This is a genomic window from Bacillus sp. WMMC1349, from assembly GCF_013155385.1.
GTDB lineage: Bacteria > Bacillota > Bacilli > Bacillales > Bacillaceae > Bacillus.
The window spans coordinates 2983010-3008520 of record NZ_JABJUQ010000007.1 but is presented as its reverse complement, the minus strand read 5'-3'; the positions used below and the strand labels follow the sequence as shown (position 1 = coordinate 3008520).

General features: G+C 39.8%; 31 protein-coding genes and 3 pseudogenes. 27 read left to right on the top strand and 7 right to left on the bottom strand.

Features of this window, described 5'->3' with window-relative positions:
• Positions 1-30: 30 nt before the first annotated feature.
• Positions 31-330, bottom strand: a pseudogene (locus HOO54_RS17895) (NifU family protein).
• A 135-nt stretch (positions 331-465) separates the two neighbouring features.
• Here HOO54_RS17895 and HOO54_RS17890 point away from each other — a divergent pair.
• The 4 genes from HOO54_RS17890 to HOO54_RS17875 all read left to right on the top strand — a co-directional run bounded on the left by HOO54_RS17890 (position 466) and on the right by HOO54_RS17875 (position 2686).
• Positions 466-795: a YuzD family protein gene (locus HOO54_RS17890; protein ID WP_172297617.1), complete on the top strand. Its 330-nt coding sequence runs from the start codon at positions 466-468 to the stop codon at positions 793-795.
• Between the two features lie 64 nt (positions 796-859).
• A complete protein-coding gene (locus HOO54_RS17885; RefSeq protein WP_172297615.1) occupies positions 860-1126 on the top strand; it encodes a hypothetical protein in 267 nt (88 codons plus the stop codon).
• Between the two features lie 133 nt (positions 1127-1259).
• On the top strand, positions 1260-2366 hold the full coding sequence (locus HOO54_RS17880) for a tetratricopeptide repeat protein (RefSeq protein WP_172297613.1): 1107 nt from the start codon (positions 1260-1262) through the stop codon (positions 2364-2366).
• On the top strand, positions 2363-2686 hold the full coding sequence (locus HOO54_RS17875) for a hypothetical protein (RefSeq protein ID WP_172292309.1): 324 nt from the start codon (positions 2363-2365) through the stop codon (positions 2684-2686). Before HOO54_RS17880 ends, HOO54_RS17875 begins: the two co-directional genes overlap by 4 nt.
• Positions 2687-2740: 54 nt before the next feature.
• On the opposite strand, the gene HOO54_RS17870 is transcribed toward HOO54_RS17875, so the two are convergent.
• The 3 genes from HOO54_RS17870 to HOO54_RS17865 all read right to left on the bottom strand — a co-directional run bounded on the left by HOO54_RS17870 (position 2741) and on the right by HOO54_RS17865 (position 5628).
• The gene (locus HOO54_RS17870; RefSeq protein WP_172297611.1) at positions 2741-3178 is read right to left on the bottom strand and encodes a CBO0543 family protein; all 438 of its coding nucleotides are present in this window, start codon (positions 3176-3178) and stop codon (positions 2741-2743) included.
• A gap of 737 nt (positions 3179-3915) precedes the next feature.
• On the bottom strand, positions 3916-3999 hold the full coding sequence (locus tag HOO54_RS25235; protein WP_375335844.1) for a putative holin-like toxin: 84 nt from the start codon (positions 3997-3999) through the stop codon (positions 3916-3918).
• A 561-nt stretch (positions 4000-4560) separates the two neighbouring features.
• Entirely contained in the window at positions 4561-5628 is a 1068-nt protein-coding gene (locus HOO54_RS17865; RefSeq protein ID WP_172297609.1) for an NAD(P)/FAD-dependent oxidoreductase, read from the bottom strand.
• Positions 5629-5894: 266 nt separating this feature from the next.
• On the opposite strand from HOO54_RS17865, the gene HOO54_RS17860 reads away from it, so the two are divergent.
• The 10 genes and pseudogenes from HOO54_RS17860 to HOO54_RS17815 all read left to right on the top strand — a co-directional run.
• A complete protein-coding gene (locus tag HOO54_RS17860) occupies positions 5895-6125 on the top strand; it encodes a YuzB family protein (RefSeq protein ID WP_172297607.1) in 231 nt (76 codons plus the stop codon).
• A 141-nt stretch (positions 6126-6266) separates the two neighbouring features.
• The gene (locus HOO54_RS17855; RefSeq protein WP_172297605.1) at positions 6267-7484 is read left to right on the top strand and encodes a NupC/NupG family nucleoside CNT transporter; all 1218 of its coding nucleotides are present in this window, start codon (positions 6267-6269) and stop codon (positions 7482-7484) included.
• Positions 7485-7609: 125 nt separating this feature from the next.
• Positions 7610-8464 (top strand): diaminopimelate epimerase, encoded by an 855-nt coding sequence (gene dapF, locus HOO54_RS17850; RefSeq protein ID WP_172297603.1) that lies wholly within the window; start codon positions 7610-7612, stop codon positions 8462-8464.
• Between the two features lie 75 nt (positions 8465-8539).
• Positions 8540-8905 carry a HesB/IscA family protein gene (locus HOO54_RS17845; RefSeq protein ID WP_172297601.1) on the top strand — a complete coding sequence of 122 codons (366 nt, stop codon included), beginning with the start codon at positions 8540-8542 and terminating at the stop codon, positions 8903-8905.
• Between the two features lie 229 nt (positions 8906-9134).
• The gene (locus HOO54_RS17840; RefSeq protein ID WP_172297599.1) at positions 9135-10166 is read left to right on the top strand and encodes a tyrosine-type recombinase/integrase; all 1032 of its coding nucleotides are present in this window, start codon (positions 9135-9137) and stop codon (positions 10164-10166) included.
• Between the two features lie 123 nt (positions 10167-10289).
• On the top strand, positions 10290-11060 hold the full coding sequence (locus tag HOO54_RS17835) for a helix-turn-helix domain-containing protein (protein ID WP_309244884.1): 771 nt from the start codon (positions 10290-10292) through the stop codon (positions 11058-11060).
• Between the two features lie 140 nt (positions 11061-11200).
• Positions 11201-11434: pseudogene (locus HOO54_RS17830) on the top strand (BRO-N domain-containing protein); the annotation flags it as partial.
• Between the two features lie 262 nt (positions 11435-11696).
• Entirely contained in the window at positions 11697-11951 is a 255-nt protein-coding gene (locus tag HOO54_RS17825; protein ID WP_172297595.1) for a YolD-like family protein, read from the top strand.
• A 203-nt stretch (positions 11952-12154) separates the two neighbouring features.
• Positions 12155-12718: a recombinase family protein gene (locus HOO54_RS17820; RefSeq protein ID WP_172297593.1), complete on the top strand. Its 564-nt coding sequence runs from the start codon at positions 12155-12157 to the stop codon at positions 12716-12718.
• Positions 12719-12852: 134 nt separating this feature from the next.
• A pseudogene (locus HOO54_RS17815) lies at positions 12853-12999 on the top strand (peptidoglycan-binding domain-containing protein); the annotation flags it as partial.
• A 100-nt stretch (positions 13000-13099) separates the two neighbouring features.
• On the opposite strand, the gene HOO54_RS17810 reads toward HOO54_RS17815, so the two are convergent.
• The 3 genes from HOO54_RS17810 to HOO54_RS17800 form a co-directional block, all read right to left on the bottom strand.
• Complete coding sequence (locus HOO54_RS17810) at positions 13100-13417, bottom strand: hypothetical protein (protein WP_172297591.1); 318 nt, start codon at positions 13415-13417, stop codon at positions 13100-13102.
• A 19-nt stretch (positions 13418-13436) separates the two neighbouring features.
• A complete protein-coding gene (locus HOO54_RS17805; RefSeq protein WP_172297589.1) occupies positions 13437-15104 on the bottom strand; it encodes an LXG domain-containing protein in 1668 nt (555 codons plus the stop codon).
• Between the two features lie 102 nt (positions 15105-15206).
• Positions 15207-15452, bottom strand: a complete 246-nt coding sequence (locus HOO54_RS17800; protein WP_172297587.1) for a helix-turn-helix domain-containing protein — start codon at positions 15450-15452, stop codon at positions 15207-15209.
• A gap of 165 nt (positions 15453-15617) precedes the next feature.
• On the opposite strand from HOO54_RS17800, the gene HOO54_RS17795 reads away from it, so the two are divergent.
• The 13 genes from HOO54_RS17795 to HOO54_RS17735 all read left to right on the top strand — a co-directional run bounded on the left by HOO54_RS17795 (position 15618) and on the right by HOO54_RS17735 (position 25353).
• Positions 15618-15953, top strand: coding sequence for a hypothetical protein (locus HOO54_RS17795; protein WP_172297585.1), 336 nt, complete (start codon positions 15618-15620; stop codon positions 15951-15953).
• Positions 15950-16153, top strand: coding sequence for a hypothetical protein (locus HOO54_RS17790; protein ID WP_172297583.1), 204 nt, complete (start codon positions 15950-15952; stop codon positions 16151-16153). The genes HOO54_RS17795 and HOO54_RS17790 overlap by 4 nt, the downstream gene beginning before the upstream one ends.
• Positions 16150-16347 (top strand): hypothetical protein, encoded by a 198-nt coding sequence (locus HOO54_RS17785; RefSeq protein ID WP_172297581.1) that lies wholly within the window; start codon positions 16150-16152, stop codon positions 16345-16347. Before HOO54_RS17790 ends, HOO54_RS17785 begins: the two co-directional genes overlap by 4 nt.
• A 17-nt stretch (positions 16348-16364) precedes the next feature.
• Positions 16365-16748 carry a hypothetical protein gene (locus tag HOO54_RS17780; RefSeq protein WP_172297579.1) on the top strand — a complete coding sequence of 128 codons (384 nt, stop codon included), beginning with the start codon at positions 16365-16367 and terminating at the stop codon, positions 16746-16748.
• Positions 16749-18038: 1290 nt separating this feature from the next.
• Positions 18039-18272: a helix-turn-helix transcriptional regulator gene (locus HOO54_RS17775; RefSeq protein WP_172297577.1), complete on the top strand. Its 234-nt coding sequence runs from the start codon at positions 18039-18041 to the stop codon at positions 18270-18272.
• On the top strand, positions 18253-19179 hold the full coding sequence (locus HOO54_RS17770) for a hypothetical protein (protein ID WP_172297575.1): 927 nt from the start codon (positions 18253-18255) through the stop codon (positions 19177-19179). Before HOO54_RS17775 ends, HOO54_RS17770 begins: the two co-directional genes overlap by 20 nt.
• 635 nt (positions 19180-19814) lie before the next feature.
• A complete protein-coding gene (locus HOO54_RS17765) occupies positions 19815-20009 on the top strand; it encodes a hypothetical protein (protein WP_172297573.1) in 195 nt (64 codons plus the stop codon).
• Positions 19994-20380, top strand: a complete 387-nt coding sequence (locus HOO54_RS17760; protein ID WP_172297571.1) for a hypothetical protein — start codon at positions 19994-19996, stop codon at positions 20378-20380. Before HOO54_RS17765 ends, HOO54_RS17760 begins: the two co-directional genes overlap by 16 nt.
• A 59-nt stretch (positions 20381-20439) precedes the next feature.
• Positions 20440-20727 carry a hypothetical protein gene (locus HOO54_RS17755; protein WP_253907707.1) on the top strand — a complete coding sequence of 96 codons (288 nt, stop codon included), beginning with the start codon at positions 20440-20442 and terminating at the stop codon, positions 20725-20727.
• A complete protein-coding gene (locus HOO54_RS17750; protein WP_172297569.1) occupies positions 20724-21212 on the top strand; it encodes a hypothetical protein in 489 nt (162 codons plus the stop codon). The genes HOO54_RS17755 and HOO54_RS17750 overlap by 4 nt, the downstream gene beginning before the upstream one ends.
• A gap of 14 nt (positions 21213-21226) precedes the next feature.
• Positions 21227-21859 carry a hypothetical protein gene (locus HOO54_RS17745; protein WP_172297567.1) on the top strand — a complete coding sequence of 211 codons (633 nt, stop codon included), beginning with the start codon at positions 21227-21229 and terminating at the stop codon, positions 21857-21859.
• A gap of 63 nt (positions 21860-21922) precedes the next feature.
• Positions 21923-22258 carry a hypothetical protein gene (locus tag HOO54_RS17740; RefSeq protein WP_172297565.1) on the top strand — a complete coding sequence of 112 codons (336 nt, stop codon included), beginning with the start codon at positions 21923-21925 and terminating at the stop codon, positions 22256-22258.
• Between the two features lie 110 nt (positions 22259-22368).
• On the top strand, positions 22369-25353 hold the full coding sequence (locus HOO54_RS17735) for a phage tail tape measure protein (RefSeq protein WP_253907706.1): 2985 nt from the start codon (positions 22369-22371) through the stop codon (positions 25351-25353).
• The last annotated feature ends 158 nt before the right edge of the window (positions 25354-25511 follow it).

Here is a 25511-nt window from a genome sequence, read left to right as displayed (position 1 = left end):
TGTCACCATTTATTGGAGACAGACTTTTCGTTAAAATACTTGCTCTACTTCTAAAACGCCCGGAACTTCTTCCAATAGGGCACGTTCAATACCCGCTTTAAGGGTGATTGTTGAACTTGGACAACTTCCACATGCACCGAGTAAACGTAATTTTACAATACCATCTTCAACATCAACAAGTTCACAGTCTCCGCCATCACGAAGCAAAAATGGTCGAAGTTTGTCAAGCACTTCTTGAACCTGTTCTTTCATTTCGACTTCTGTCGTCATTCATATCGCTCCTTTCAAATCATTACAACTATTATATGAAGTCAAACAATAAAAAGCTATTGATTAGTTTCAACCTTTTCCCACAACATTATAGCATATTTCATTAAAGACAAAAAATAATTTTTATCGCTGTAATGGAGTATGGAGTGAAAATAAACTAAAATAAAGTAAAAAACAAAAAAGGGAGTAATGATGATGAAAAAACCGGTCGAACTGTTTGTTTACGGTAGTGATGTACAATGCCCAAGCTGTGTTAACCTTCCTTCATCAAAAGATACATACGAATGGCTTGAAGCAGCACTTAAAAGAAAATACCCTAATCAGCCTTTCTCAATTATGTACATTGACATACACCATCCTCCTCAAGATGACGTTAAAAAACAAGAGATTTCCCAAAGAATACAAAATGACGAATACTTCTATCCGCTTGTTCTTATTGAAGACAAAATCATTGGTGAGGGGAATCCAAAGTTGAAAAATATCTATGAGGAAATGGAGAAACGGGGATATCAACCAACTGAATAAAATAAGTGACTGCCCTTCAATCATTACGGATAAACTAACACTAAAAAATACGGGAGTGTTGATTATGTCCATTATTGAAGGGCAAATATTGTCCGGTCACTTTGATACTGAAAACAATGTGTTTTCAGTAAAAAAAATAAAACAATTTGAAACAAGAACAAGTCTAAAGGAAAATCAGCTCCAAGCTTTACAACAATATTTAAAACAGCATGTCGATGATGAAGAAGGACAGATTATTAGCCTTTATGATCAAATGCTTGTTCCTTTGTCCCAAAAAGATATTAAAGACTTTTTAAATGATTTAACAAAAGTTCAATCCTTGTACCATTAGAAAAAGAGATACTGTTTTCAAATGGGGATTTGTTCTAATATTTAGATAAATACATTGTCAAAAAATGCTTAATTATGTAAAATGAATACAATAAAATGAAGGGAAACTTTAGCAAGGAAAGGAAGGAAAGCGATTGAAGACAAAAATTGCTTATGAAGAAGTCGCCAAAATGTTAAATCAATGGTATATCTTAATTAAACGTCATGAGATATCTCAGGCGATTTCGATCAAGTATACGATTGAACATCAATTGCCAAACATGGAAGAAAATCAAGATTTGCTGCTTTACTACAATCTTTTAGATTATCGACACAAACTGCTGACAAAAGAGTTTGCTGCCTCTAACAAATTGTTTGAAGACATTCAATATCAAAAAGCCGACATGCAAAGTACTGATGACATGATTGACTATTATTTTTTCTTTTTTTCCGGCATGTATGAATTTCATAAAAAAGACTATACAAATGCAATTAACTATTACAAATTGGCTGAGGACAAGCTTAGAAAAATCCCCGATCAAATCGAAAATGCAGAATTTCATTACAAACTCGCCATCGCCTACTATCAAATCAAACAAAATTTCTTCTCATTAAACCATGCAAATACAGCTTTAAAAACCTTCAAAATCCATGATGAATATGTCCAAAAAGCAATTAGCAGTGAAATGATTATAGGAGCGAACAAACTTGATTTACTCCGTTTTGAGGAAGCAGAAAAACATCACAAACAAGCATTAAAGAATGCCATCATCATCAAAAATAATCTTCTTATTGGTATGGCTCATCACAATTTGGGATTATGTTATATTAACCAGAATCTCCTCAATCATGCTCAACAACATTTTAAAAAAGCACTAAATTTTAAAGAACATGAAGACTCTGTTTATGGTATTCATTCAATTTTTGAACTGACACATGTTTTATACAGATTAGGTTTTTTAGAAGAAGGACATAAATGGTATAAAAAAGGTTTTTTTCGATCGAAAAATGCAGGAGAAAGGGAATATTTGTCGAAATTTACACTTATCCATGCTCTGTATGATGAGTACGATACTTCCCAAATTGAACAGGCTTTAGAATATCTTAAAACGGTTAATCTTTGGACAGATATAGCGGAATTAACATTAGATATTGCCCTTTACTATAAGAAAAATGGTGATGCAGACAGTGCTGTAGGATACTTTGAAAAGTCTCATCATGCAAGAGACCAAATTTTAAAAAGAATGGAGGTGTTAAAGTGAAAAAATACCTTACCATCTTTGCAACTGTCATCGTCACCAGTCTGATCGGTTTAAGCTTTTTACTTCAACCAAAAGAGCATACTGAATTTGCCGGAAGAGCGATTTTTCTAGATGGGTCGCCGGATCAGATGCTAGCTGGAAGAGCGATTTTTCTAGACGGGTCACCGGATCATACGTTAGCCGGAAGAGCGATTTTTCTAGATGGATCCCCGGATCATACGTTAGCCGGAAGAGCGATTTTTCTAGATGGGTCCCCGGATCAGATGCTAGCCGGAAGAGCGATTTTTCTTGATAGCTATTCTGAACATTCACTTGTATAGACATTTAAAGGGACAAGCTAAAAGGGCGTCAACATTGGCGCCTTTTTAGTTTATTTAATGCTTAACACTTAGTTGATCTGTTAGCCTTGCTAATAAATACAATAGTGTAGTGGACAGTAGATAACTGAAAAAGGTAAACAAAATGTTCCATCCATTACCATAATTAAGCCAACCTATCATGTGCAAACCAAACTCAAAAACGGTCAATAGTAGTGATGTAAATATAATGTAGAATAAAGGTTTTTGGTGTGAGGTAATAAATTGAATCATATAAATGCCGACAACAGTAAATAATCCTAAATTGTATGGAATCATTGATAAAACTCCATATTCAAATGGTTTTACAGTCCATAGTTTTAAACTAAAGCCAATATCATTAACTAAAAAGGAAATTAATGCTGATAGTAACAAAATGATTAAAGCGGGTTTTTTTTTATGGTACAAAAAAATCGACCAAGGGACAAGAAAACCAAAAAAAATATTGAAAATCATATCGCACCCCTTTTTGATTATTTTTTTCAGATTCAAGGTCGATTATGCTAAATCATTAACAATTGAACAGACAAAAAAGGTTCTCACAAGTTAAAATGTACCCTATAAAGTACTTTTGTTTATAATGAAGAAAAACAGTAAATGGAAAAAATATCTAACAATCATAAAAAGGAAAGTTAAAAGAATTAAACTCCAAGGAGCGATATGAACAACGTCTACGATAACTGCTGCATATTGTTCACCATATTGGTCAGACAGGGTTTGTCATATGAAAAATCATGAAGTTTGTTTAGAACTATTACTTAACATAGAAGAGAAATTTTCATCCCAATCAGGAAAGAAGCTCTCTACTTTTATCATATAATAGGCTTGGAGAAGAGCAAAAGACTCTTTTACTATACATAAAGGCTTAGTGTGGAGGAAAAAATAGAAAAGGTGGTCGTTTTCAAAAAGACCTTTAGAATTGAAATGCATTATAAATTGAGAATGTCTTAGTTTTATGGAATCGTCTACTTTAAAAAAACGTTTTAAACGCTCACATTGCAAAAAGTCGTTTTTTGTTTTAACATAAAGACAGAATGAGGTTTATCTTCTAAAGAAAATGCATAAAATAAAAAAAGAAGACCCGACTGTTCCAGCAGTCGAGTCCATTGTACAAAGCGGCCCATCGAAGGGCTGGCTCATAAGAATTTAGGAAATAGACTTTCCCTAGGAACTTTCCAGGCTCAAGGGAAGGTCTATTTTTTATTTGTATACGACAACAAGGCAAGAATAAACATGCCAAAAGCAATCATTAAATAGATCGCTTGAAAAGTTGTCATTAGCCTCACCCCCTTTCCGTAGGGTAGGGGATGAGCCAGCTTCCCTTGAGTGAGCCAAGACTTTGTACATTGAATATTTTACCACATCACTCCACATTGCTGAGAGTGTTTTTAATTACCCTAAAGCAAGTGTTGATGAAATCATGCTTAACCAAAGAAACTAGGAAATTACAGTTTCCTATTGGAATTTGTCTTTTTCCTGGATGAAATTAATTGAAGCCTAACTCTAATAAGAAGGGTTTTTTAAAAAAGTATTCTTTCATGCCAATAACATTTATGTTTTGGGATTGTTATTTTATAATAACAAAAATTAAGGCGAGAAAAGGAGCTGTCTAAAAAGTCCTTTTTCAAGATAAATCAGGGGGAATTGCGAGACTCCTGCGGAAACAGCGAGCTAGGCGAGACCCCACAGGAGCAAGGAACGAGCTCCGAGGAGGCTCGCGGATCGCCCGCGGAAAGCGAGCAAATTCCCAAATTTTTATTCATCCACACGACTTTCAGGATAGCCCCATAGAAATAAGAAAACCTGATACATCCAAGGTTCATGAACAACCAAAAAGCCTATCCATTATGGTGTTTATACATCCACAGAAGCCCTGACTTTAGTAAGCGCGGGACTCTGCCGATTAAAGGACGTTCGGCGACTAAACCGAAGCCAGCTTTTTTACCGAGTGAGCCGAGCACACCTTTTAGTTTGAATTTTGGCATTGTTTCTGGAAGCGCTTCCCCTTTCCAACGCAATTCGAGAATCTGAACGATTTGCTCTGCTTGTGCTTCGGCGAGTTGGGCGCTTGGAGCATGAGGAAGGCTTGCACAATCTCCGACAACATAGACATGTTCATCTTCTGGCAAATGGTGATGAGGTGTTAAGATGACACGTCCTTGAGGATCTTTTTCAACATTTAAATCACGGACAACTTGATTTGGCTGAATCCCAGCGGTCCAGACAATGGCATCCGCTCGAATCGGATCATCGTGATTGTAGACGATATTTTTCTCCACTTTCGTAATGTTAGCACGGTTAATGATGTTAACACCATGTTCTTCAAACCAGTTTTGAACATAACGACTCAGTCGCTTAGGAAAGCTTGATAATATTAATTCGCCGCGGTCAAAGAGGATAATGTTCAAGTCTTGTCTGCTTTCTCTTAGTTCGCTTGCAAGCTCAACACCGCTTAGTCCTGCCCCAACGATCGCTACAGTTGATTTGGCATTTAAGTTGTTGAGTGTCTGATAGGTCATCCGAGATTGATCGATTGTTTGAATGCTACAAGTGTGTTCAGGTGCGCCAGATACATTGTGATATTTGTCTTCGCAACCGAGTCCAATTACAACATCGTCATAGGAAATTGGTTCTCTGGCATTAAAAAAAATCATTTTTTGATGTAAGTTAACAGATGAAACATGACCATATTCTACTTTTAATTTAGGGTGAGCTGGAAAGGACACTCTAATATGTTGATCAGAGATTGTTCCGGCAGCAAGTGCGTAATATTCTGTTTTCAAACAATGATAAGGGTTTTGATCTATTAAAGTAATCATCACATCATCAGGCAACTGATTTGGCAACAGTCGATGGATCATACGCATGTTTCCATAACCGCCACCTAATAAAACTAAATTTTGCATTGTGAATACCCCTTTTCCCCTAGAAGTTGTCATTGATCTTTTTACACTGCAAAAATAAAAAACTATGTATTTACCCCATAAAATTATATCTAATCTGATGTAAAATCACAATATTTCTCGAAAAAACAACCTACAAATTTATTATGAAAGAACGATTAGTAAAACCTTTTTGCGATTTAATATGTTACAAAAGCTTTATGAAACCTCTGTTTTGACTAAGAGAAGTTTCTTGAGGTACGATAATAAGCAATGTGAGGTGAAATAACGTGTTTCCAATTGTTGAATTTTGCGTTAGCAATCTTGCTCAAGGTTCACAAGAGGCAAGAGCTGTTTTGGAAAAGGATCCTAATTTAGATGTCATTGAATATGGTTGTTTAAGTTATTGCGGACAGTGTATGCAAAACCTGTTTGCACTTGTCAATGGAGAAATGGTTTCGGGGAATAATCCAGCTGAATTGGTTGAAAATATATATAAATTCATTGATGAAAATGAATGAGTGTAAATGGGATCTTGACAGGATCCTATTTTTTTTAAGAAAGTTTTGATAAAAAATGAAAAGATTCGCAAAAATTTTGTAGACAGGCATACGAGAAATTGTTATCTTAATTAAAGTTAAAAAATAATAAGAGGTGTGGTCATGAATATTTTATGGGGACTTCTTGGCATTATTGTTGTTTTTGCAATTGCATTTTTACTTTCAGAACATAAAAGTAAAATCAAGCTAAGAACGATTTTAATCGGTTTAGCGATCCAAATCTTGTTTGGGTTTATCGTACTTAAGTGGGAGGCGGGAAAAAACGCGTTTCTTTGGTTTACGGAAATGGTTCAAAATCTCGTCAATTATGCAAATGAAGGGAAGAATTTCCTATTTGGTCCTCTTTTAGATGTAGGAAAGAGCCCTGCTTTTGCATTCAGTGTGTTACCCGTTATTATCTTCTTCTCTTCATTAATTGCTGTTCTATATCATTTAAGAATTATGCAGCTGATTATCCGCGTTATCGGTGGAGGATTGTCTAAACTACTCGGAACAAGTAAAACGGAATCTCTATCTGCTGCAGCAAATATTTTTGTTGGGCAAACCGAGGCACCTCTTGTCATTAAACCATTTATTGCCAAATTGACAAAATCTGAGCTGTTTGCTGTTATGACAGGTGGTTTGGCATCTGTTGCCGGTTCAGTTTTGTTCGGTTATGCACTTCTCGGAATTCCTCTAAAATACTTACTTGCAGCAAGCTTTATGGCTGCACCTGCTGGTTTGATTATGGCAAAAATGTTAATTCCAGAAACAGAAAAACCAAAAACTTCATCTGAACAAATAAAAATGACTGATGACGAGGAAGCTGCAAATGTTCTTGATGCAGCGGCAAAAGGAGCATCAACAGGTTTGCATTTGGCGTTAAATGTCGGTGCCATGTTGTTAGCATTCGTTGCGTTAATTGCAGTTTTAAACGGAATTCTCGGTGGAATTGGTGGTTGGTTTGGTTTTAAAGGTCTAACATTGGAATTTCTTCTTGGATATTTATTTGCTCCGCTAGCTTTTGTTATTGGTGTTCCTTGGGATGAGGCGATTAAGGCGGGAAGTTTTATCGGTCAAAAGCTAGTATTAAATGAATTTGTTGCTTTTTCAAATTTTGCACCAATGATGAAAGAGCTTTCGGATAAAACTGTAACGATTATAAGCTTTGCACTATGCGGTTTTGCAAACCTTTCTTCTGTTGCAATCTTACTTGGCGGATTAGGAGGAATGGCGCCTTCTCGCCGTTCTGATATTGCCCGACTTGGACTGAAAGCTGTTGCTGCCGGTACACTGGCCAATCTTTTAAGTGGCGCAATTGCCGGAATGTTTATCGGATAAAATGATAAAAGCTCCCTGCCGTCATTGGCAGGGAGCTTTTATGTATGAAAAACGGGGGATGGTTATATTGTGTACGAATCTTTCAATTTTTATACTATAATGAATAAAAAAAGTTGGAGGCTTTCATGAAATCTTTTCATTTTACAAAAATGCATGGTCTAGGAAACAGTTATATATATGTCAATCAATTTGAAGAAAATCTTTCTGAAGCATTGTTATCAGAGCTTGCTATCAAGGTTTCTTCCGTTTATACAGGAATCGGTTCCGATGGGCTGATTCTGATCTGTCCATCTGATCAGGCTCCTGTCAAAATGAGAATTTTTAATAATGATGGTTCTGAAGCGAAAAACTGTGGAAATGGCTTACGCTGTGTGGCAAAATATGCTTATGAACACGGACTGGTAAAGGAGAAGTCATTTTTAATTGAAACAATATCTGGACTTGTCAAAACAGAGGTTGAAGTGGTAGATGGGAAAGTAATATCGGCTACGGTTGATATGGGCCAGCCGCGCTTATTCAAATCAGATCTGCCAATGCTTGGCGAACAAAGCTCGCAAACGATTAATGAACAAATGAGTTTTGGGAGTTATAAAATGAGAGGTACCGCTGTTTCAATGGGCAATCCTCATATTGTCTTTTATTTAAATAAGATTGAAGATGCCCCACTTACAACATTAGGACCGGTCATTGAAAAAGATGAAAGATTTCCAGAAGGAGTTAATGTCGAATTTGTTGAAGTGGAAAATGAACAAGAACTCCATTTTCGCGTGTGGGAAAGGGGCTCAGGAATCACTCAGGCATGCGGTACAGGTGCTTGTGCCGCTGCAGTTGCTTCAGTTCTTAATGGCTTTTCTAAGAAAGAAACCGACATTACTGTCCATCTTGCCGGAGGCGATTTGCTCATCAACTGGAAAAACGATGGTCGTGTGATGATGACCGGTCCGGCTGAAACAGTATGTGAAGGCATATTTTTTGTTTGAAAACAGCCTGTTTGAGAAAAGACGATTTCATATATATAATGAGTTTACACATACAACAAAAAGGGGTGTGACATTTTGAGTGATCAAACGGTAACAATTACAGAATCAGCAGCACTTCATATTAAAGATATGATGAAGGAACATGAAGAGGAAAATGCTTTCTTGAGACTCAATGTAAAAGGCGGCGGATGCAGCGGTCTTTCTTATGGAATGGGTTTTGAACACGAAAAAAGTGAACTTGACAAGGAATTTGTTCAACATGGAATTACAGTACTAGTTGATCAGGAAAGCCTTGATATCATGAACGGAACAGTCGTCGATTTCAAACAATCAATGATGGGCGGCGGCTTTACCATCGACAACCCGAATGCCATCGCATCATGTGGCTGTGGCTCTTCATTTCGGACGGCGAAGAATACCGGTACGCCTGAGGAGTGCTAGGCGGTAGAGCCTGGTATATCAACGTTTTCAAGACGTCGGATTTAACGATGATATGTTTCGATCATCTAATCGGAAACTGAGACGCAGGATTGTTAATTGCGCCAGAAAATCCGCAATTAACAGTCATTATTCGGAATAAAAACGACCCTAATTTACGGTCGTTACGGTTGTTAATAACGTCTTTCTTAGCGATGAGGCTAAAACCATCGTTAAGGGAGGCGTTTTTATTATGGCGTTAAAAAAGAAGCGCAAAAGGGCGACAACAGTTTCCGGAGGACAAAAATGCTATCCCAGGCTTTTGCTTGCCGAAGCGCTTGAAATCGCAATGGCCGGTAAAAGAACGGAGGGCCTGCGCGATAGGACTCTCATCGATTACAAGAAGGTGTGGCGTTATTTTACTGACTGGCTGAATGACAACTACGAAATTACATACATTGACGAGATTACAACGGATATTTTGCGGAATTACATCAATTACATGAAGTACGATAAGCCACGTTATCACGGACACAAGTATATAAAGTCAGACGATAATCGCTTAGGGTTATCCGATACAACGATTAATATTAATTTGCGGACTATAAAAGCGTTGTTTAATTATCTGGATCGCGAAGAGTTAATCAAGGTGAATCCGACTGATCGGATTAAATTAATTCGGCAGGATATCGACCTTACGAACTGCTTTACGGACGATGAGATCAAGACGATATTGCGGCAACCCAATTTAAGGGATTATGTAGGTTTCAGGGATTATTGCGCTATGAGCTGCCTATTAGACTCTGGACTTCGGATTGAGGAATTATTGAGTCTTCGTGAAAGGGATATCGACTTCTCAAGCCGATTTATTACAATCAATGCCGACGTAAGCAAGAACAGAAAGCATCGTCTGGTTCCTATTTCTGCACACTGCGTAAAATTGTTATTGCAACTCATTACTGAAAATAAATCGCATTTTTCTACGGATCGCATTTTTCTATCGAGTTACGGAGAACCGTTAGGCGCAAACCACTTCAATAAGCGTTTAAAGTATTATGCAGAAAAAGCAGGTGTGAAAGATAAGAAGGTAACCGCGCACGTTTATCGACATACGTGGGCTAAAACGATGATTTTAAATGGCTGTGATCCATTCACCTTACAAAAAATTGGGGGATGGGCTGACATAAGAACAATGCGACGTTATATACAGATGGATACGAAGGAAATGCGAAGAAGTCACGATGATTTTTCACCGCTAACAACAATTAAAAAGAAAAGAACATAAAAACAAAAAAAGACGACCACCCGTCGGAAATAAATTCCGATAGATAGCACGCCATACCCTACGTCTATCCTATCGAAAAAAAGCGTTCAAGTCAACGTTTATTTAACTGCGCCTAATTTTCCGATGTGGGTCGGTACGTCTCCAAGGGGAGAAATACGAATGTATACGAAGGAATCCGCTAAAATGGCGTCATTTCGTTCAGTGGACGAGCTAAACAGCGCCGTTCACACGCATATCTACCGCAATAAATCTGCCCTAACGCCGACCGCAATCGAGGTTTTGAAGGTGTTGTCGCGTTATGCCTGCAAAACGCCAGGCGTGGCGTATTTGAAGCTACAATCAATCGCGAACATAATTGGCAGGCACCGGACTACAATCATTCGGACAATTAAACGCTTAGTAGACTGCGGCATCATTCGAAAGGAAACGAGGCATCGTCCGGTATCAGGCGGAAACGGGGCTAATGTATACGTGATCTTACCGGCTGAAAATAACGATGCTACTCCGCAAATGCAACCCCGTTCAATATCGGACAAGCCTACGGAGACAACGGTTGTAGCGTCGAAAAGCGCAAGTGAAACTGTTATTTCTAAAAGCGTAAATATATTACTACGTAATACGTATAGTACATTCAAAGCTACGGTCGAAACGTTTGTAAACGATCGGAAGCTGACGAACAAGCTATACGGTATTTACCTTGCACAAACGTCGTATTTAAAAGGCGTCTATGAATCTGAAACACTTAAAGAAATAGGACGGGAGGCCGTTCGTCAGACGTTTATCGCAACAAAACGAAAGAGTATCCGAAATCTGGCCGGATATTATAACGGTGTATTAGATCGAATGTTAGATCGTCTATATGAAACGCGTTTTGATGAGCTGACGTGTTCCTAGCCGGTAATCAGAAGGACAGGACGTTTCGGCTCGGTTGACTCTGCGGACGGGCGAGCGATTTCGTACGTTAGTGAGACGGGAAGGTCTTCGAGCAGTTTTTAGTCTTCGCAATTTGCGATTAGCTCATATCGTTGTATTAACAGGTCAGAACAGTCGTTAAGGACGGTGAACCTTGGTTTGTTGCAAAAGATGTCTGCGATGTATTAGAAATTAAAAACAATCGTGACGCCCTTTCCAGACTGGATGATGACGAAAAGGGGGTAGCTTTAACCGACACCCTTGGTGGAACGCAAGAACTTACAGTGGTTAACGAGCCGGGACTTTATTCTCTGATTTTAAGAAGTCGCAAACCGGAAGCCAAACAATCAGAAAAACGGGCGGCTATGCAGCGATTCTCAAACGAAAACAGCGAAAAATTAGACGCTTTGACGACTACCTATACGCTAGCTTCCGACAAGCCGCATGGACGCTAAAAGCCCGTGAAAATCGTGGAATATTGGCGGAGTTCGAAACGTTCCTCGAAGCTGAATAGATTGAACGTTGTAAATTTCGCTATACAATTAATTGATGGGAACGTTTGTTCGTAATATACTTTAGTCTCGATTTATTTTATAGGTCTAAAGGAGTATAAAGCGAATGACATTACGCGATAGAGGAACGAAGAAATGGACGTCGATATTTTTACCGGAGCACGTCGCGCGGCTAAGACGGATTAAGTCGGAAATGAATCGGGCTCATGATCAGAATCCATCGATTGATCCGGAGCAGTGGGCGGAATTTGAATCGAAAATACAATTCGCTTACAAGGCCGGAATAGATTGCGAGATTCGTTACAAGCCTCGGCCTTCCCACGCGCGACCCCTCGATCATTTTACGATTCTTGACGTTTGAATGCGTTATAACATCGATAAAGTGTGTGTACAATATTATAGAAGTAAAGCGGAATATTTACGATTTATTACGGTTCAATATGTTATGCGTGTAAAGTTCTAAACGTAATCAAAACTTATAAGAATTGACTATGTTTTGACGGTGTGATAGTATCAAGCTATTGAACGTAATCAAAACATATAATCAAAAATGAGGGGATAAAAATGACCGTTTATGGGTATGCGCGGGTATCAACGGCGGGGCAAGATTTAGAAGCGCAAGTAACAGCACTAGAGGCGGAAGGTTGCGACGAGTTATTGAGCGAACATTTTACGGGTACAATAACAGACCGACCAGTATTTACGGGACTACTCGCTAAGCTAAAAGAGGGTGACACGTTAGTTGTAACGAAACTGGATCGTATTGCTCGCAGTGCCACGCAAGGAAGCGAGTTAGTTCGAGAACTTATTGATCAAGGTGTACGTGTACATATTCTAAATATGGGTGTTATGGATAATCGTCCAGCATCGAAACTAATTCGAAATATATTCTTTGCGTTCGCTGAGTTTGAACGGGATATGATCGTAGAGCGCACGCAAGAAGGAAAGGTCATCGCAAAGCAACGTGATGACTTTCGCGAAGGCAGACCGCGTAAGTTTAGCAAGCGACAGATCGACCATGCTCTCGACTTACTTGCTACGTACTCATATACCGAGGTAGAACGGATGACAGGCATTAGTAAAGCAACGTTAGTAAGACGTAACCGCGAACGGAAGGCGCAGCTATAAAGGCAGTGTCTTTTTTTTTTATGCCGGGGGGATGTCAATAGCTGAGCCGGTTCGCCAGGCGGTTTTTAAATGCGTGTTTTAAAAAATCACTTTGGGAAGCTGTCCGGTAGATTCAAGAAGTACTTGTGCAGCACAAAGGAGTGAAGAATAACTGGATTGATGGTTATTATGGTCCTAAAACAAAAGATGCGGTTAGACGGTTCCAGCTTATGCATAGACTAGCTGCGGACGGTATTTATGGGCCGAAGACGAAGACGAAGCTTGAGGTGTTATTGAAATAATGAAAAAAAGCCCCAGAGAGGGCCTTAAAAAAATGCAAAAGAAAATTGGCTTCATTTTTAGGTTATTGTTAGAATGTGTATTTTTTAACACATCAAAAGCTTAGAGTAATTCGACTCCAACTTGCTTAGTGAATTTTACTTTTATTCTCTCTTCTTCTCCAATATTTATAATCATAAAATTTTCAACTTTCTTAATGTTAGTTACGTTTTGAAAATCTCCTGAAAATACTGTGAAATCATTGTAGGTTATATCTATGCTACAAGTTAGCTGATAAACATCCAGCGTTAAAATTAATTTGAAGTTTTGATTATCTTTATAAGTATAAATAAATTCACCGGCCCGTGGATCATCAGCTATACTGACTGGCTCGCTCTCAAAAAGTTCTAGTAAATCATACTCATCATACTTTATAAACATTATATTGACTCCTTTAAAACTATTTTATTGTTTTTGGCATTACTGTAATAACATCTCCATTTTCATTTAAAACTACTTTGACATCTTTTGTTTCGCGGGTAAATGTTCCCTTATATTTTCCAGACAGTTTTTTTCCGTTCTTTATAGCATTTTCAATAACAGATGGAGGAACATTCCTTGGATCGACATATTCCTTAATGAAATTTAGGTATTCTTTTGATTTTGGTTTATATCCTTTCTCTATGGCTATTTTTATTGCTCTACTTGTCAAATTCGCTTTAACCTCAGGAGTTTTTGGTGCCATTCTTTCTAAAGCGTGTCGGGAATATTTTCTTCCAGCAATTTTTGTTCCACTTATGCTTAGATTCCAACCTTTTTGTCCAAAATCATCAATTTTACCAGCACTTTTACTAATGCTTGATTTCATTTCTTTTTTTATTATCTTTTCAGCGTTTTTTTCTAATGCTTTTCCAGTCCTTTTTATTGCTTTCGTCGTAAGAGTTCTAGCTGCATTGCCCAAGTTAAGATATTCTAAAATTTCCAATGGTGTTCCTTCGAAGAATGAGTCATTTATTTTGGCTGATGCAGCACCTCTAGAATTTGGAATACTATCGACTACCTCCACTACTTCTTTACCGTTTGATTTATACTTACGTACAATCTGGCCATTTTCATATATATAGTATCTGCCACCAATAAAGTTTGGGTCTGAATGATCTGTAACTAACTCGTCTGGGACATCAATATCTGTGGCTACTTTCCACCCTTTAACATTATATAGCTTACCATCAATAACCCGGATGTCATCTAATTTTTTGGGATATACAACGGGTCCTTTCTGTAGAGGGCCCATTAAAGGATTATCATTTTCATGAATCTTGTGATGAATCCTTATCTCATCCTTGTCCCTCATTACTGTATCAAAAGTAAAATGATCTGTCTCCTCCAATTTTTTCAGCATTGTTACAATAGCCGAAGTAGCATCCCTATCCACCTTTTTTTCTGGATCAAGCTGGTCCATAAGTGTGTGGTTTGAAATGTTTTCCTCAGATTCCAAAATTGATCCTTTTTTATAAGTATTAATCTCAATTCTTGGGCCTGACGTATACATCTTCCCAAGTTTTTTCATGTAAGTTTTCATCGTCTCGAGATCGTTTGAAGCTGTCTTCAACTCGTTTGATTGCTCTCTGTCGAATGTGTTTAGCTTTTCAAGTGTGTCGTTGATCTCTTTCAGCGCTTGTTTCTGATGCTTATCAAAATCACTATCGTCCAACTCGGGTAAATCGACAATATGTTTGACTCTTTTGATAACGTCATTCGTTGAGGAAACCATGCTTTTCGTTTCTTTGTCGGCTTTAGTTAAACCGTCTTCAAGGTCTTTCTCGAGAAAATGTTGTGAGATCAATCCATCATCATGAGATTCTAGTGATTTTAGCGATTTTTTGATTTTCTTGAGTGCTGATGTGTACTCTTCGATAAACAAATCATAGAACCGCAAAAAAGGGGTGTGACATTCCTCATAAAAATTCCGAATCGCCTCACCGCCCTTTCCCTTTAAAGCGTCATCTAAGGCTACGATACCGTCAACGCTCTTTTTGATTTTGGCGATTTTTTTAGATTGATCTTTTAATTCGTCAAGCGTTTTATCGATTCCTTCACGCAACGCTTTAACATCAAGTGTTTTCATTGCATTCTCCTTTTTAATACATAAAAATGACATCCAATGAAAAGTTTATCACTTTTATAAGAGAAGCAAATGAATCTTTTGGATTAGGTATATTAACCTAGGTTAAGCCATCTGTTTATCGCTGTCTGGCTGGTAAAGAATAATGTTGTCTATTGTATACGGTCGAGCTTTTGAAAGATGGTTTAATACATCTAGAATTTTTTCAATGGTGTCAAGTTCTAATCTTTTCGTTTTTCCTTCGCAAAGATCTCCTATAGTAGCAGGCCTCACTTTAGCTTCAACCGCTAATTTATTTTTTGTAATACCTAGCTCATCCAGTATATCGTTCAAATTAAATTTAAAACTCATTTTTAACTGGTCCTCCATACAATTGATTTTACTCGTATTATACAAGTTAAACGCCAGTAGTAAAACATTTTTTTATAAAACATCAAAAAAACTATTGACGTTTAACTTCTGGAGTAATATTATTAACTCATGAAGTTTTACTACAGAAGTAAAAGAGGTGTCTAAATGACCGATTTAAATTGGATTGACGCAAAGGAACAACCGCAAAGTATGACGGTAGATTACGTTTTTGTTTATTCGGATACTGGCGAAGAAGTCCGCGAAAAGGTACAGGTGCTTAACGTAGGCCACGATTATGTATTCTATATAGACGAAGAATGGCTTACTCTTTATCGACTATATCACGGCTCTAACGGTCTGGAAATCGGTGAACGTGCAGAATTAATTTACGATTTACCATACGTTTCTAATTCGGTAATGGATATCGAGACAGTCGCGAATATGAACACAATCGAGCTTTTGGCGCACCTTGGCGGAAAATTAAAGGAGGTAACAAAATGAACGTTTATTACAGAAAAACAGTCGTCGGATGGTTTAACGTCTATCGCGCAGGTTCAGACGACCAATTCGTCAATCTAAATCCGGAGGAATTTCAGAAGCTATTACCGGAAGTATCACGAAAAGCCTTTTATGGTTGTGCGGAGATCAGCGAAAAAACAGCACGAAAACTATTCGGAAGCCAGGAGGTGAAACCGGCATGAAAATAAGACGTCGTTTTGGCCGTGAAGTAGAACTTTCCGCAGATGAGATCGATGAAATCATATCGATCTATCAAGATATGGACGGTATGGATTGGATGACGAGCTGCCAAGTTATCATTTATCGATACGGATTTAAGCTAGCGTTGTCTGCCTTAGGCTACGAATTAATAGACGAAAATGGAAACCTAATATGACAAAGGAGGTAAACGGAATGAACTTGTTTCGCAAAGAGAAAGATAACCGATCACTAGCCGAAATCCATTTCGATCATTTAAAGGCACTCGCTGCCGAGATAGAACGCGATTTTGATAGATTGAGAGCGGCACAGTCGGAAGTCGATCGAGAACTGTCGGATCAGTATCACGAGATAGAGAAAGGAAAGTTCGATGTGGTTCGCGGTTATTACTTGGCGAAGGGGCTTCAGGACATATTACAGCGCCGCAGAACGATTAAAGGAGAGCTGTGTCGGCTTGGCTCGCTTAAAGATTCGTTAGGACTCGATCGGGTGGGCGAACGTTTGCAGAGGAAAATAAAACAAGACGAACGGTTGCGGCAACAACTCAATTCGTCTCTAAGATTATCGGACATTATTTGAATATTGACGGGCTGACAGGTCCGTCTATTTTATTATAAATGATATAACGCTGCGTATTTTAGCTTGTGTATATATTCATGTGTATTAAAACATAGCGCCCAACTTCGCCACAAAACCGTGGCTTCGTTGTTCGCAGATATTAATTATTACCTTTAATACCTTTATCGCGATTCATCTTTTAAGAAATAGTGGTGCGCTCGAATGAGCGTAAGCGAATGAGGGCGCTAGGGCTTGATTCCCTATTCGTTTCCTCTTGTTGCGTTATGGTTTTCGGTAAGCAATATAACTGATATAGATATCCTAGATCAAACAAAAATGGCTGTATCCGTTGGTATTCTAAGGGTTATGGGCGATTTGATAAGCACTGAAAAAGCAGGGTAAACGGCCAAAAAAGCACCGAAAAAGCAGGGTATTTTAAACTCGCCATCATAATTAAACCTTTTGTTGTCAACTTATGCCCTCTTAGTTGGCTATACATTATGAGAACAACTTCCGGTTTCTTGTTCACAGTTATCTATGTATTGTGAGGACGTGTAACATAGGGGTCTTCCGCTTTTGCCTGCGCAGTTGTCTATACGTAGTAGAAGGATTTAACGAATATAGTGACTTTCATATCGATATACTGTCTTTCTTGATGGGAGGGTGTTGGGACTTCCGTTTTCACCTTCGAATGCTGTCTTACGTAATAGAAGGATGAAACGAAGATTAGACGGGTTATTATCGCTTAATTCTCAATTACAAAAACGTAATTGATAATGAACACGATCTTATTCGTACAAATCGGCAAAAAACACGACTTTATTCGTACAATAAAAAATGGGGTTGGCGCTTACAGCCGCAAGGAATACAGCGATTTTGAGTCCGCAATCACTTCTTAGTCTTCTGAAATCGAAGACTAGCGGGAACTACGTTTCACTCCGTCCCGCAGAAACGCAACCATGAATATTGTATAAATAATTGTATCGCGATAAAGGTCTTAATAATATCCGCGGACACGGAGGAGCGATAGCGACGGAGTGGGCGCTAGGTTTTAAAACATACGAAAGTATCACGTTAAAATAACGATAGTATATCAACTTTTACCTCCGTATGCTGTCTTACGTTATAGAAGGACGTAAAGCTACGTAAATTAACGGAAATAATTACGATATCTTATCGATAATTACGCATATTTTTTGTCCGTAGTTATCTATGTATTATGAGGGAGTATTCTGCACCACTTAATTTGGAAGTGGTGTATTTTTTTTCTGTATATGTGTCCAAGTGAAAACAAATGAAAGGGAGATGAAAATGACTCCAAATACTTTACGGATGATTCGTCTTGCCTACGGGATGACGCAAACCGAATTTGCTGACTGTTTGGGATGTTCGCGCCAATTAATTACTATGATTGAGAGGGGAGAAAGAAGTATTACGGGTAGGACTATTAAAAAAATTAATGAAGCATTTTCACTAGATGAGCAGAAGATGGAAACTATTCAATTATTAAGGGGGATGTTCGAAGATGGGAAGTCTGCTGGATGAACAGAGAGCTTGGAAAGGACTAACACCAAGAGCAAAAAAGCGATTTTTTGACTTAAAAGAGAACGGAAAGCTCGAAGATGGGAGGATTTACGACGGGGAAGGGAACGACGTATCGAATTACTTTGAAGTAATTCCCAAAACGTCAGGACGCTCGAATGAAGGCTATAGAGTAACAAGGAACTCAGGAGGGCATGACGCAGAGAATGGCGGTTTTACGTGGGCATTTTATAAAACGTGCAAATTATTCTTGGACGATTATACAACTGTCAAAGAATCCGATCTGGCGCGCCTAATGTTTATCGCTACATTTTTTGGTTTTGGGAGTCAGAAGCTTTCTCATGACAACGGGCGAAAGATCGATAAGCCTGACCTTCAAAAGATTCTTGGATTGAGCGCTAATAACTTTCGAGATTTTTTTAAGAGGATGACGGCGGTCGATATCCTTAAAGAGAATAACGAAGGTGTTATCGAGTTGACTCCTTTTCTATTCCATCGCGGGAAAATCCGGGGGAAAGCTACAGAGTCCCCTCGAATAAAAGTGTATCGAAAGACAATTCGGGAGCTATATGAGAATTATAGTGGTCGGGCTGCAAAAAAGTTGTCAATTGTTTATATGATTCTTCCGTTTATGAATTTGAAAACAAATATTGTTTGTTTCAATCCAGATGAGTCAGACACGGAACGACTTAATAAAATGCACTTAGATAAACTAGCCACCTTACTTGATTATAAAGATACAAATAAACTAAGACAGACCTTGGAGAGTGTAAAATTGAATGGTAAGCCGGTTTTTTGGTTGCCGTCCGATCCTAATGACAAAAGAAAAAAGATTGTGATTGTTAATCCTAACGTAGTTTTTGGCGGTCCAGCTAGAGAGCTAGATGCGATAAAGGTACTTTTCAGATAAATATATTTATATAACATCCGATGATGCTCGCTAACGGGCGGAGGGTGTTTTTTTTTATTTGGAGGCTTTATGGTGCTACAGATTAGCCTTCTTGAATTCTACGCGCAAACGGAGGTTGTAAAGTGAATCAACGTAAGATTAGCTCGACACGAAGTAAGCTCGGCCGCCTTGCCCGCACTCATTGCGCCAACTACAAAAGCGGCGGCGCCTGCGATCTTCAACGCTGCGGATTGTGTACCGTTGAAATCAAAACGGATTCACCGCAGGGCAATGTCTGCCCGTACTTCATGAGAAACATTCTGCCGGCTGATCCAGTTTTAATGCGGGAATATCTCGAATGTTTACCCGGCGATCATCCGTTAAGGAACAAGTCCAACAGGACGGGGAAATGCAAACGTTGCGGCCATCGATATAGTCGCAAGAATAACCGACAATTATTCTGTACTGGGTGTGCGCTTGAGAATGAAAAGGAAAATAGCCGACGCAGGAATCGCAAGTATCGTAATAGACAAAGGAAGAGAATGACGATTTAGACGCCTGTAAACGTTGATATGACAAGGTTTATAAATGCAAAAAACGGCATCCGGCTGTATTACTATTAGAATGCGATTTTTGCACCGAAAGGAGAGTTATTTTTGTATGATGTTTTGATAGTCGTTAAGCTGACCGAAGTCCTTACGATAGACAGCGAAACAGGTGAAATTACTCGCAGATTTTCCGGTCGCAGCAGGGATCTAGCTTTATCACAAGCGGTACTAGAATCTTGGGATAACGAAGAAGAAGCGAAGATCGTTTACGAAAAGGGGGAGTCGGAATGTACTGCGTCTTAAAAATGGTCGATCATTACGGGGATTACGGCACCGCAGAAACGACATATATTCGCGAACCAAAAGACGGCGGTTATACGGAATTATTGACGGATGGTGTTGCGTTTATCGAACTGGATACTGAAAACGGCACATATAAGGTGATGGATCGTGACGGCTGTGTGATTGTGTTGTCAACCGTTAGCCGTGGCGATGAGTTTACCGATCTTGAGTTTCGTCGATCACTTTTTAACTCGGCAGCAGATTCGGCTTATCATTATGGGGCAAAAGACGCCTTTGTAATCGAGGGAACAGTAAAAACGCCAGTTGATGAGTATGAATCCGAACTATTGAAAGCGGAGAGAACGAATAGAATTGAGGGGGAATTTGAATGAGTGAATGGAAAGAAAAAAGGGCGTAGCTAGAACGGCAGCTAATTGATGCAAAACAAACGGTGATCAAATACGAAGGAACACTAAAGCCTTTCCGTACGATTACAGAAAGCGAGTACAAGGAAGCAAAGCGAGCGGTTGTAAGTTTGTATACGGAAATAGCAAACGGAGATTATGAGGCCGGTCGTCCTTCTGATCCTTACGAGGGGATGACCGTGCAGGAACTTCGGAATTTATATGAAGAAAAGAAAACGAACTATAAAGGATACGCTGGATCAGGCCGTGAGGCGGCGGAACTAACGAAAATAGACACGCGAATCCAAGCGTTAGAAAATGAGATGTCCGAATGAACTACACCTTATATATTACGAAGGCTGGCGATGATAGATCGACTATTTACTCGTATACACTTCATAACTACAAAGGTCAGCTTTCTGCGGGAACATTTGTCGCAATAGGAAAACGGCGTAATGATGATACTTATTGCGGTTATATTGCTCTACAAAGAGCTTTGAGATCGGCAGCCATGGAGACTGAGGGAATCGTATCATTAAAAATCGTTGCTGATCAGCTGTTTATGGAGCCGGTTATTTTTGAAATAATCGATGTTAGTTCGCCATTAAATCCAGCGCTTTGTCAGACCACCAAACGGCTATTAAAACGATTTGCATCATATGAACTGGCTGCGAGTAATTTTAGCGGAGATGACGCGTCATGGCAAGAAGTATCAACATTAGATAATGCATTAGACGAGTTGGAAAAGAATAAGACGATTCAAGGGCGATGGCAGACGTTTTGCAGTCGCTTTTTTGATTGGAAAAAAACAATAAGATAAGGGGAGATTTATAAATGGCTTTTGAATTCTCAAAGGAATTAAAAGATAAGGTTAAAGAAATCCATACGCAAAAGGAATTACAGGCAAAAAGAGAAGCGAATATTAAAGCGTACAACGAGAAAGTCGTCCGAGAGCTAGAAGTAGCAGAGGAAACTCTGAAAACCGCGGTCGAGGTTCTCGCCAACGAGCCAAACGCCAAAAACGCGGCGGTGGAAAAAGAAGCACGAAAAAAAGTCGCTGAACTTCGACTAGAGGTAAGCGGTGCGAGTGAACGATCAAACAGTATTTTTTATACCGAGTCGGAAAAGGCAAATACATTAATATTAGAAGTTTTACAGATGGCACGAAAAGAGATTGATGCTAATAAAGATGCGAAAGAAGATTCGGTACTTGAACGTATTGCGGCAGCGAAAAAAGAATATCTAGAAGCCGCAAAGGCTTATCATGATTTTCTGAAGATTGATGGAAATAAAAAGTATAGAGATCTTGTGCGTGAGGTTGGCGCAAGTGACCGAGTTGCAAAAGAATTTGATCCGAGGTATTCCATTCACCGCCCAATCTACACTAATAGAGATTCGGGCCCTAATAAATATGGGTTTATTGATCATGAAATATACAGTGCTTGGGACAGAGGGGAAATTGAATAAACATGAGGTGGGGCGTCCTTATTATTGGGGCGCCTTTTTATTTTAAAGGGGGGAATCGGATAAATGAACAACTTACGTCAAGCAAATTTAATCGCGTTAAAGGTAACGGAGAAATTTGACAACGAAATCAAACCAAAATTAGAAAAGTTAAATTATGGACAAGCATTCCTAAACGAAATGAAACGCGCTAGGAATCTAGCAAACCGTAATGCTCGCAAGCTCAAACGAATGACTTTTACAGAAAGCGACCAGAAACAAGTCGATTTATTAATTGCTTCTCTCGAAAAATTCGGTAAAGCTTTCGATCATCTGTACCGAAGAGAAAACGCCGAAGCTCAACGATTAGAAATGGAAGCCGCACGTTTATACAGCGAGTTCGAGAGAAGGTTCAGTGAATAATGGCGGATCATAGTATTAACGTTCGAATAGGCGCCACGATTACTGATCTAACGCGCTCTTTGTCGGAGGCACAATCACGGCTGTCGTCTTTTGGACGGGGAGTAGTAGGCATGAGTCGATCGATCGCGTTAGGATTCGGCGCAGCATCTGCCGGAATGGCTGCCGGTCTTTCTGCTACCGTTGCTAGATCAGCGGAATTTGATACGGCTATGAGAAAAGCCGGCGCGATTGCGGGTGCTACCGGTAGTGACTTCCAAAAGATGCGAGATGCAGCGCTTGATCTAGGATCTACAACTACGATGACATCGTCTCAGGTGGCGGAAGCTATGACGGAACTTGCTGCGAAAGGCTTTGACGCAAACCAAGTAATAGGAGCTATGCCCGGAATAATTGCAGCGGCAGAAGCCTCCGGAGAAGATCTCGCTTTAACAAGCGACACAATTACGTCAGCATTGAACGCCTTTAACATGAAAGCGAGTGAAGCCGGAAGAGTAGCCGATGTTTTAGCAATGACAGCAAATAAGTCAGCCGCGGGTATGGAATCGATGCAGTACGCTTTAAAATACGCAGCGGGGCCGGCGGCACAACTCGGCATATCTTTAGAGGAACTTTCTGCCGCAACGGGTATTATGGTTGACGCAGGTTTGGACGGAAGTCAGGCCGGTACCACCTTGAGAGCGTCTTTACTGCGGTTAGTTAAGCCACCAAAACAAGCCGCCAATACGTTAAAGGAACTCGGCGTAACGACGACTGATCAACACGGTAATTTTCGATCATTACAGGACATCATCGGCCAGCTACAGAAAGGCATGGTCGGCATGTCTAACTCGCAAAAGGCGGCAGCGTTGTCGACAATCTTTGGGACGGAATCAGTAACCGGAATGATGGCGGTTGTTTCGAAGGGGCCTGACGCTCTCGGTAAGTTTACAAAAGAGCTTGAGAATTCCGGAGGTTCAGCAGCTAAAACTGCGAAGCAAATGCAGGAGGGGATCGGCGGCTCCCTTAAACGATTAGCTAGTGCGCTCGATGTTTTCGCGACGAAAATAGGAGATCAACTCGCTCCTTATGTTGCAGCCGCAGCGGATAAAGTTGCGGAATTAACGAACTGGTTCAATAATCTAAGCGATAGAACAAAGAAGTTTGTCGCTGTAACGGCCGCAGTTGTAACCGGATTAACGGGCTTTATTGCGTTATCTGCAATGGCGGTTGTAGCAGTCGGGTCCATTGTATCCGGTCTAAGCGCTCTAGCCGCAGCCTTCGGAGTAACTAGCGGAGCGCTACTTCTAACGATGGGGCAATTCGCTCTAATCGCAGCGGCGGTCATCGCGCTTGGTGTCGCATTTGCTTACGCTTATAAACATAGCGACGTCATTCGAGAGAAAATAACGGCTTTAGGTAACGCAATTAGCGGAAAAGTATCGCCAGTAGTCGAGAAATTGAAAGCGCTGTTTAAAGGACTTGCGGAAACCTTGACCGGTGATTTCACGAAAGGATCAATCGCTTTACACAAGCTACTACCGCCATCGGTTGCGAATGTGGTCGTAAAAGGAGTAGCGATCATTCGTGGGGCATTTGACGATTTAAAGAAGGTAGTTACTGACGCATTTAACGGAGACTTTTCGGGATTGGCACAATTTATTCCGAATATTATCGGTATGATGGTCGGAGGGGTTCCAGGAATAATCATCGCAGGATCTAAATACTTGCCGGCTCTTGCGAAAGGTATGGAGCAGAATATGCCGGTTATTCTCGAAAAGACAGTCGAAATTGTAAACGATTTAGTAAATGGACTAGTTAAAAACCTGCCGATAATTCTTCAAGCGGGCGTTCAACTTATAACGGGGTTACTTGCCGGATTTACTCAAGCGTTGCCTAATATTTTGGCGAGTGTGACGCAAATAATCAATACGTTAATCCAAGCGATTACAACGTTACTTCCTACGATTATTGGTGCGGGAATTTTAATTATTACGTCGTTAATTCAGGGATTAGTTACGGCACTACCTTCGATCATCCAAACGGCGACAACGCTATTGACAACGTTACTTAATACGATCATAACGCTTTTGCCGATGATCATACAGGCCGGAATCCAAATACTAAACTCTTTGATATCCGGAATTATTCAAGTGTTGCCGATGTTGATAACGGCGGCTTTACAGTTGATTACTGCGCTAGTTAACGCTTTGATCGCGAATTTGCCGACCATTATTAACGCGGGTATTCAAATTTTAAATACGTTAGTAAGCGGAATTGTTAGCGTGTTGCCTAAGTTAATTCAAATGGCGATTTATTTGGTCGTTACAATTGCACAGTCTTTAATCACAAATCTACCGAAAATTATAGCCGCCGGTGTTCAGTTGCTTGTGTCTTTAGTTACTGGAATCATTAGCAATCTACCGCGGTTGATAAGTGCGGCGCTCCGGCTAATTGTTACTATAGTTCAAGCTTTAATTAGTAATTTACCGAGAATCCTATCGGCAGGCATTCAAATCCTCGAAGCGCTAATACGCGGAATCATTCAGATCATTCCGCAATTACTGCAAACGGGGATCGACATCGTCGTCCAACTCGCCGGAGCCGTAAAAGATAACGTAACCGAATTATTCAACGCCGGAGCCGATTTAATACGCGGATTATGGGATGGAATTAATTCGATGGCGGGCTGGATCGGTGAAAAAATCGGTGGATTCGTAAGCGATATGACGGACGATATTAAATCTTTCTTCGGTATTCACTCGCCATCTCGCCTGTTCCGTGATGAAATCGGTAAATTCTTACCGTTGGGTCTTGCGGTTGGTATCGAAAGGAATATCGGTGCAGTTAAGTCAGCAGCAACCGAAATGGCAAACGCAGCCGTCATCAATCCGAAATCTAATACGTTTAATCCAAGCGTAGCGATGAGTGCCGGATCACTTGGTATTGAAGAGTCCGGAACAATTAACGGAGTAGATCGGACGCAACAACAACAGCCGATCGTTATCGAAAATGTTCTCGTAATTGATAGCGAAGAACTTGGACGCGTGACAGAGAGCGCAGTTAGTGCGGAACAAGGCAAGAAAATTACAATTCGAAATTACATGCGAGGTGAATGAGGTATGAGTACGTTCCCTGTCCTTCGTTGGATGGGGTGTTTTTTTTTTTGTTAATTTACGCATAGCAACGCTTGCCAGACCGGGGAAGTTTGGGTATCATGGTGTTAACGAGATTCGTCGCTATGGAAGAGCGGCATTAACAACCATTTCGAATAATA

Coding starts and splice junctions, on each gene's coding strand:
- HOO54_RS17810 (WP_172297591.1), bottom strand. CDS start 13,417: ATGTTTATAAAGTATGATGAGTATGATTTACTAGAACTTTTTGAGAGC.
- HOO54_RS17800 (WP_172297587.1), bottom strand. CDS start 15,452: ATGAGTTTTAAATTTAATTTGAACGATATACTGGATGAGCTAGGTATT.
- HOO54_RS17795 (WP_172297585.1), top strand. CDS start 15,618: ATGACCGATTTAAATTGGATTGACGCAAAGGAACAACCGCAAAGTATG.
- HOO54_RS17820 (WP_172297593.1), top strand. CDS start 12,155: ATGACCGTTTATGGGTATGCGCGGGTATCAACGGCGGGGCAAGATTTA.
- HOO54_RS17865 (WP_172297609.1), bottom strand. CDS start 5,628: ATGCAAAATTTAGTTTTATTAGGTGGCGGTTATGGAAACATGCGTATG.
- HOO54_RS17825 (WP_172297595.1), top strand. CDS start 11,697: ATGACATTACGCGATAGAGGAACGAAGAAATGGACGTCGATATTTTTA.
- HOO54_RS17780 (WP_172297579.1), top strand. CDS start 16,365: ATGAACTTGTTTCGCAAAGAGAAAGATAACCGATCACTAGCCGAAATC.
- HOO54_RS17760 (WP_172297571.1), top strand. CDS start 19,994: ATGTACTGCGTCTTAAAAATGGTCGATCATTACGGGGATTACGGCACC.
- HOO54_RS17775 (WP_172297577.1), top strand. CDS start 18,039: ATGACTCCAAATACTTTACGGATGATTCGTCTTGCCTACGGGATGACG.
- HOO54_RS17840 (WP_172297599.1), top strand. CDS start 9,135: ATGGCGTTAAAAAAGAAGCGCAAAAGGGCGACAACAGTTTCCGGAGGA.
- HOO54_RS17870 (WP_172297611.1), bottom strand. CDS start 3,178: ATGATTTTCAATATTTTTTTTGGTTTTCTTGTCCCTTGGTCGATTTTT.
- dapF (WP_172297603.1), top strand. CDS start 7,610: ATGAAATCTTTTCATTTTACAAAAATGCATGGTCTAGGAAACAGTTAT.
- HOO54_RS17740 (WP_172297565.1), top strand. CDS start 21,923: ATGAACAACTTACGTCAAGCAAATTTAATCGCGTTAAAGGTAACGGAG.
- HOO54_RS17735 (WP_253907706.1), top strand. CDS start 22,369: ATGAGTCGATCGATCGCGTTAGGATTCGGCGCAGCATCTGCCGGAATG.
- HOO54_RS17805 (WP_172297589.1), bottom strand. CDS start 15,104: ATGAAAACACTTGATGTTAAAGCGTTGCGTGAAGGAATCGATAAAACG.
- HOO54_RS17790 (WP_172297583.1), top strand. CDS start 15,950: ATGAACGTTTATTACAGAAAAACAGTCGTCGGATGGTTTAACGTCTAT.
- HOO54_RS17835 (WP_309244884.1), top strand. CDS start 10,290: ATGTGGGTCGGTACGTCTCCAAGGGGAGAAATACGAATGTATACGAAG.
- HOO54_RS25235 (WP_375335844.1), bottom strand. CDS start 3,999: ATGACAACTTTTCAAGCGATCTATTTAATGATTGCTTTTGGCATGTTT.
- HOO54_RS17890 (WP_172297617.1), top strand. CDS start 466: ATGAAAAAACCGGTCGAACTGTTTGTTTACGGTAGTGATGTACAATGC.
- HOO54_RS17785 (WP_172297581.1), top strand. CDS start 16,150: ATGAAAATAAGACGTCGTTTTGGCCGTGAAGTAGAACTTTCCGCAGAT.
- HOO54_RS17745 (WP_172297567.1), top strand. CDS start 21,227: ATGGCTTTTGAATTCTCAAAGGAATTAAAAGATAAGGTTAAAGAAATC.
- HOO54_RS17770 (WP_172297575.1), top strand. CDS start 18,253: ATGGGAAGTCTGCTGGATGAACAGAGAGCTTGGAAAGGACTAACACCA.
- HOO54_RS17885 (WP_172297615.1), top strand. CDS start 860: ATGTCCATTATTGAAGGGCAAATATTGTCCGGTCACTTTGATACTGAA.
- HOO54_RS17750 (WP_172297569.1), top strand. CDS start 20,724: ATGAACTACACCTTATATATTACGAAGGCTGGCGATGATAGATCGACT.
- HOO54_RS17855 (WP_172297605.1), top strand. CDS start 6,267: ATGAATATTTTATGGGGACTTCTTGGCATTATTGTTGTTTTTGCAATT.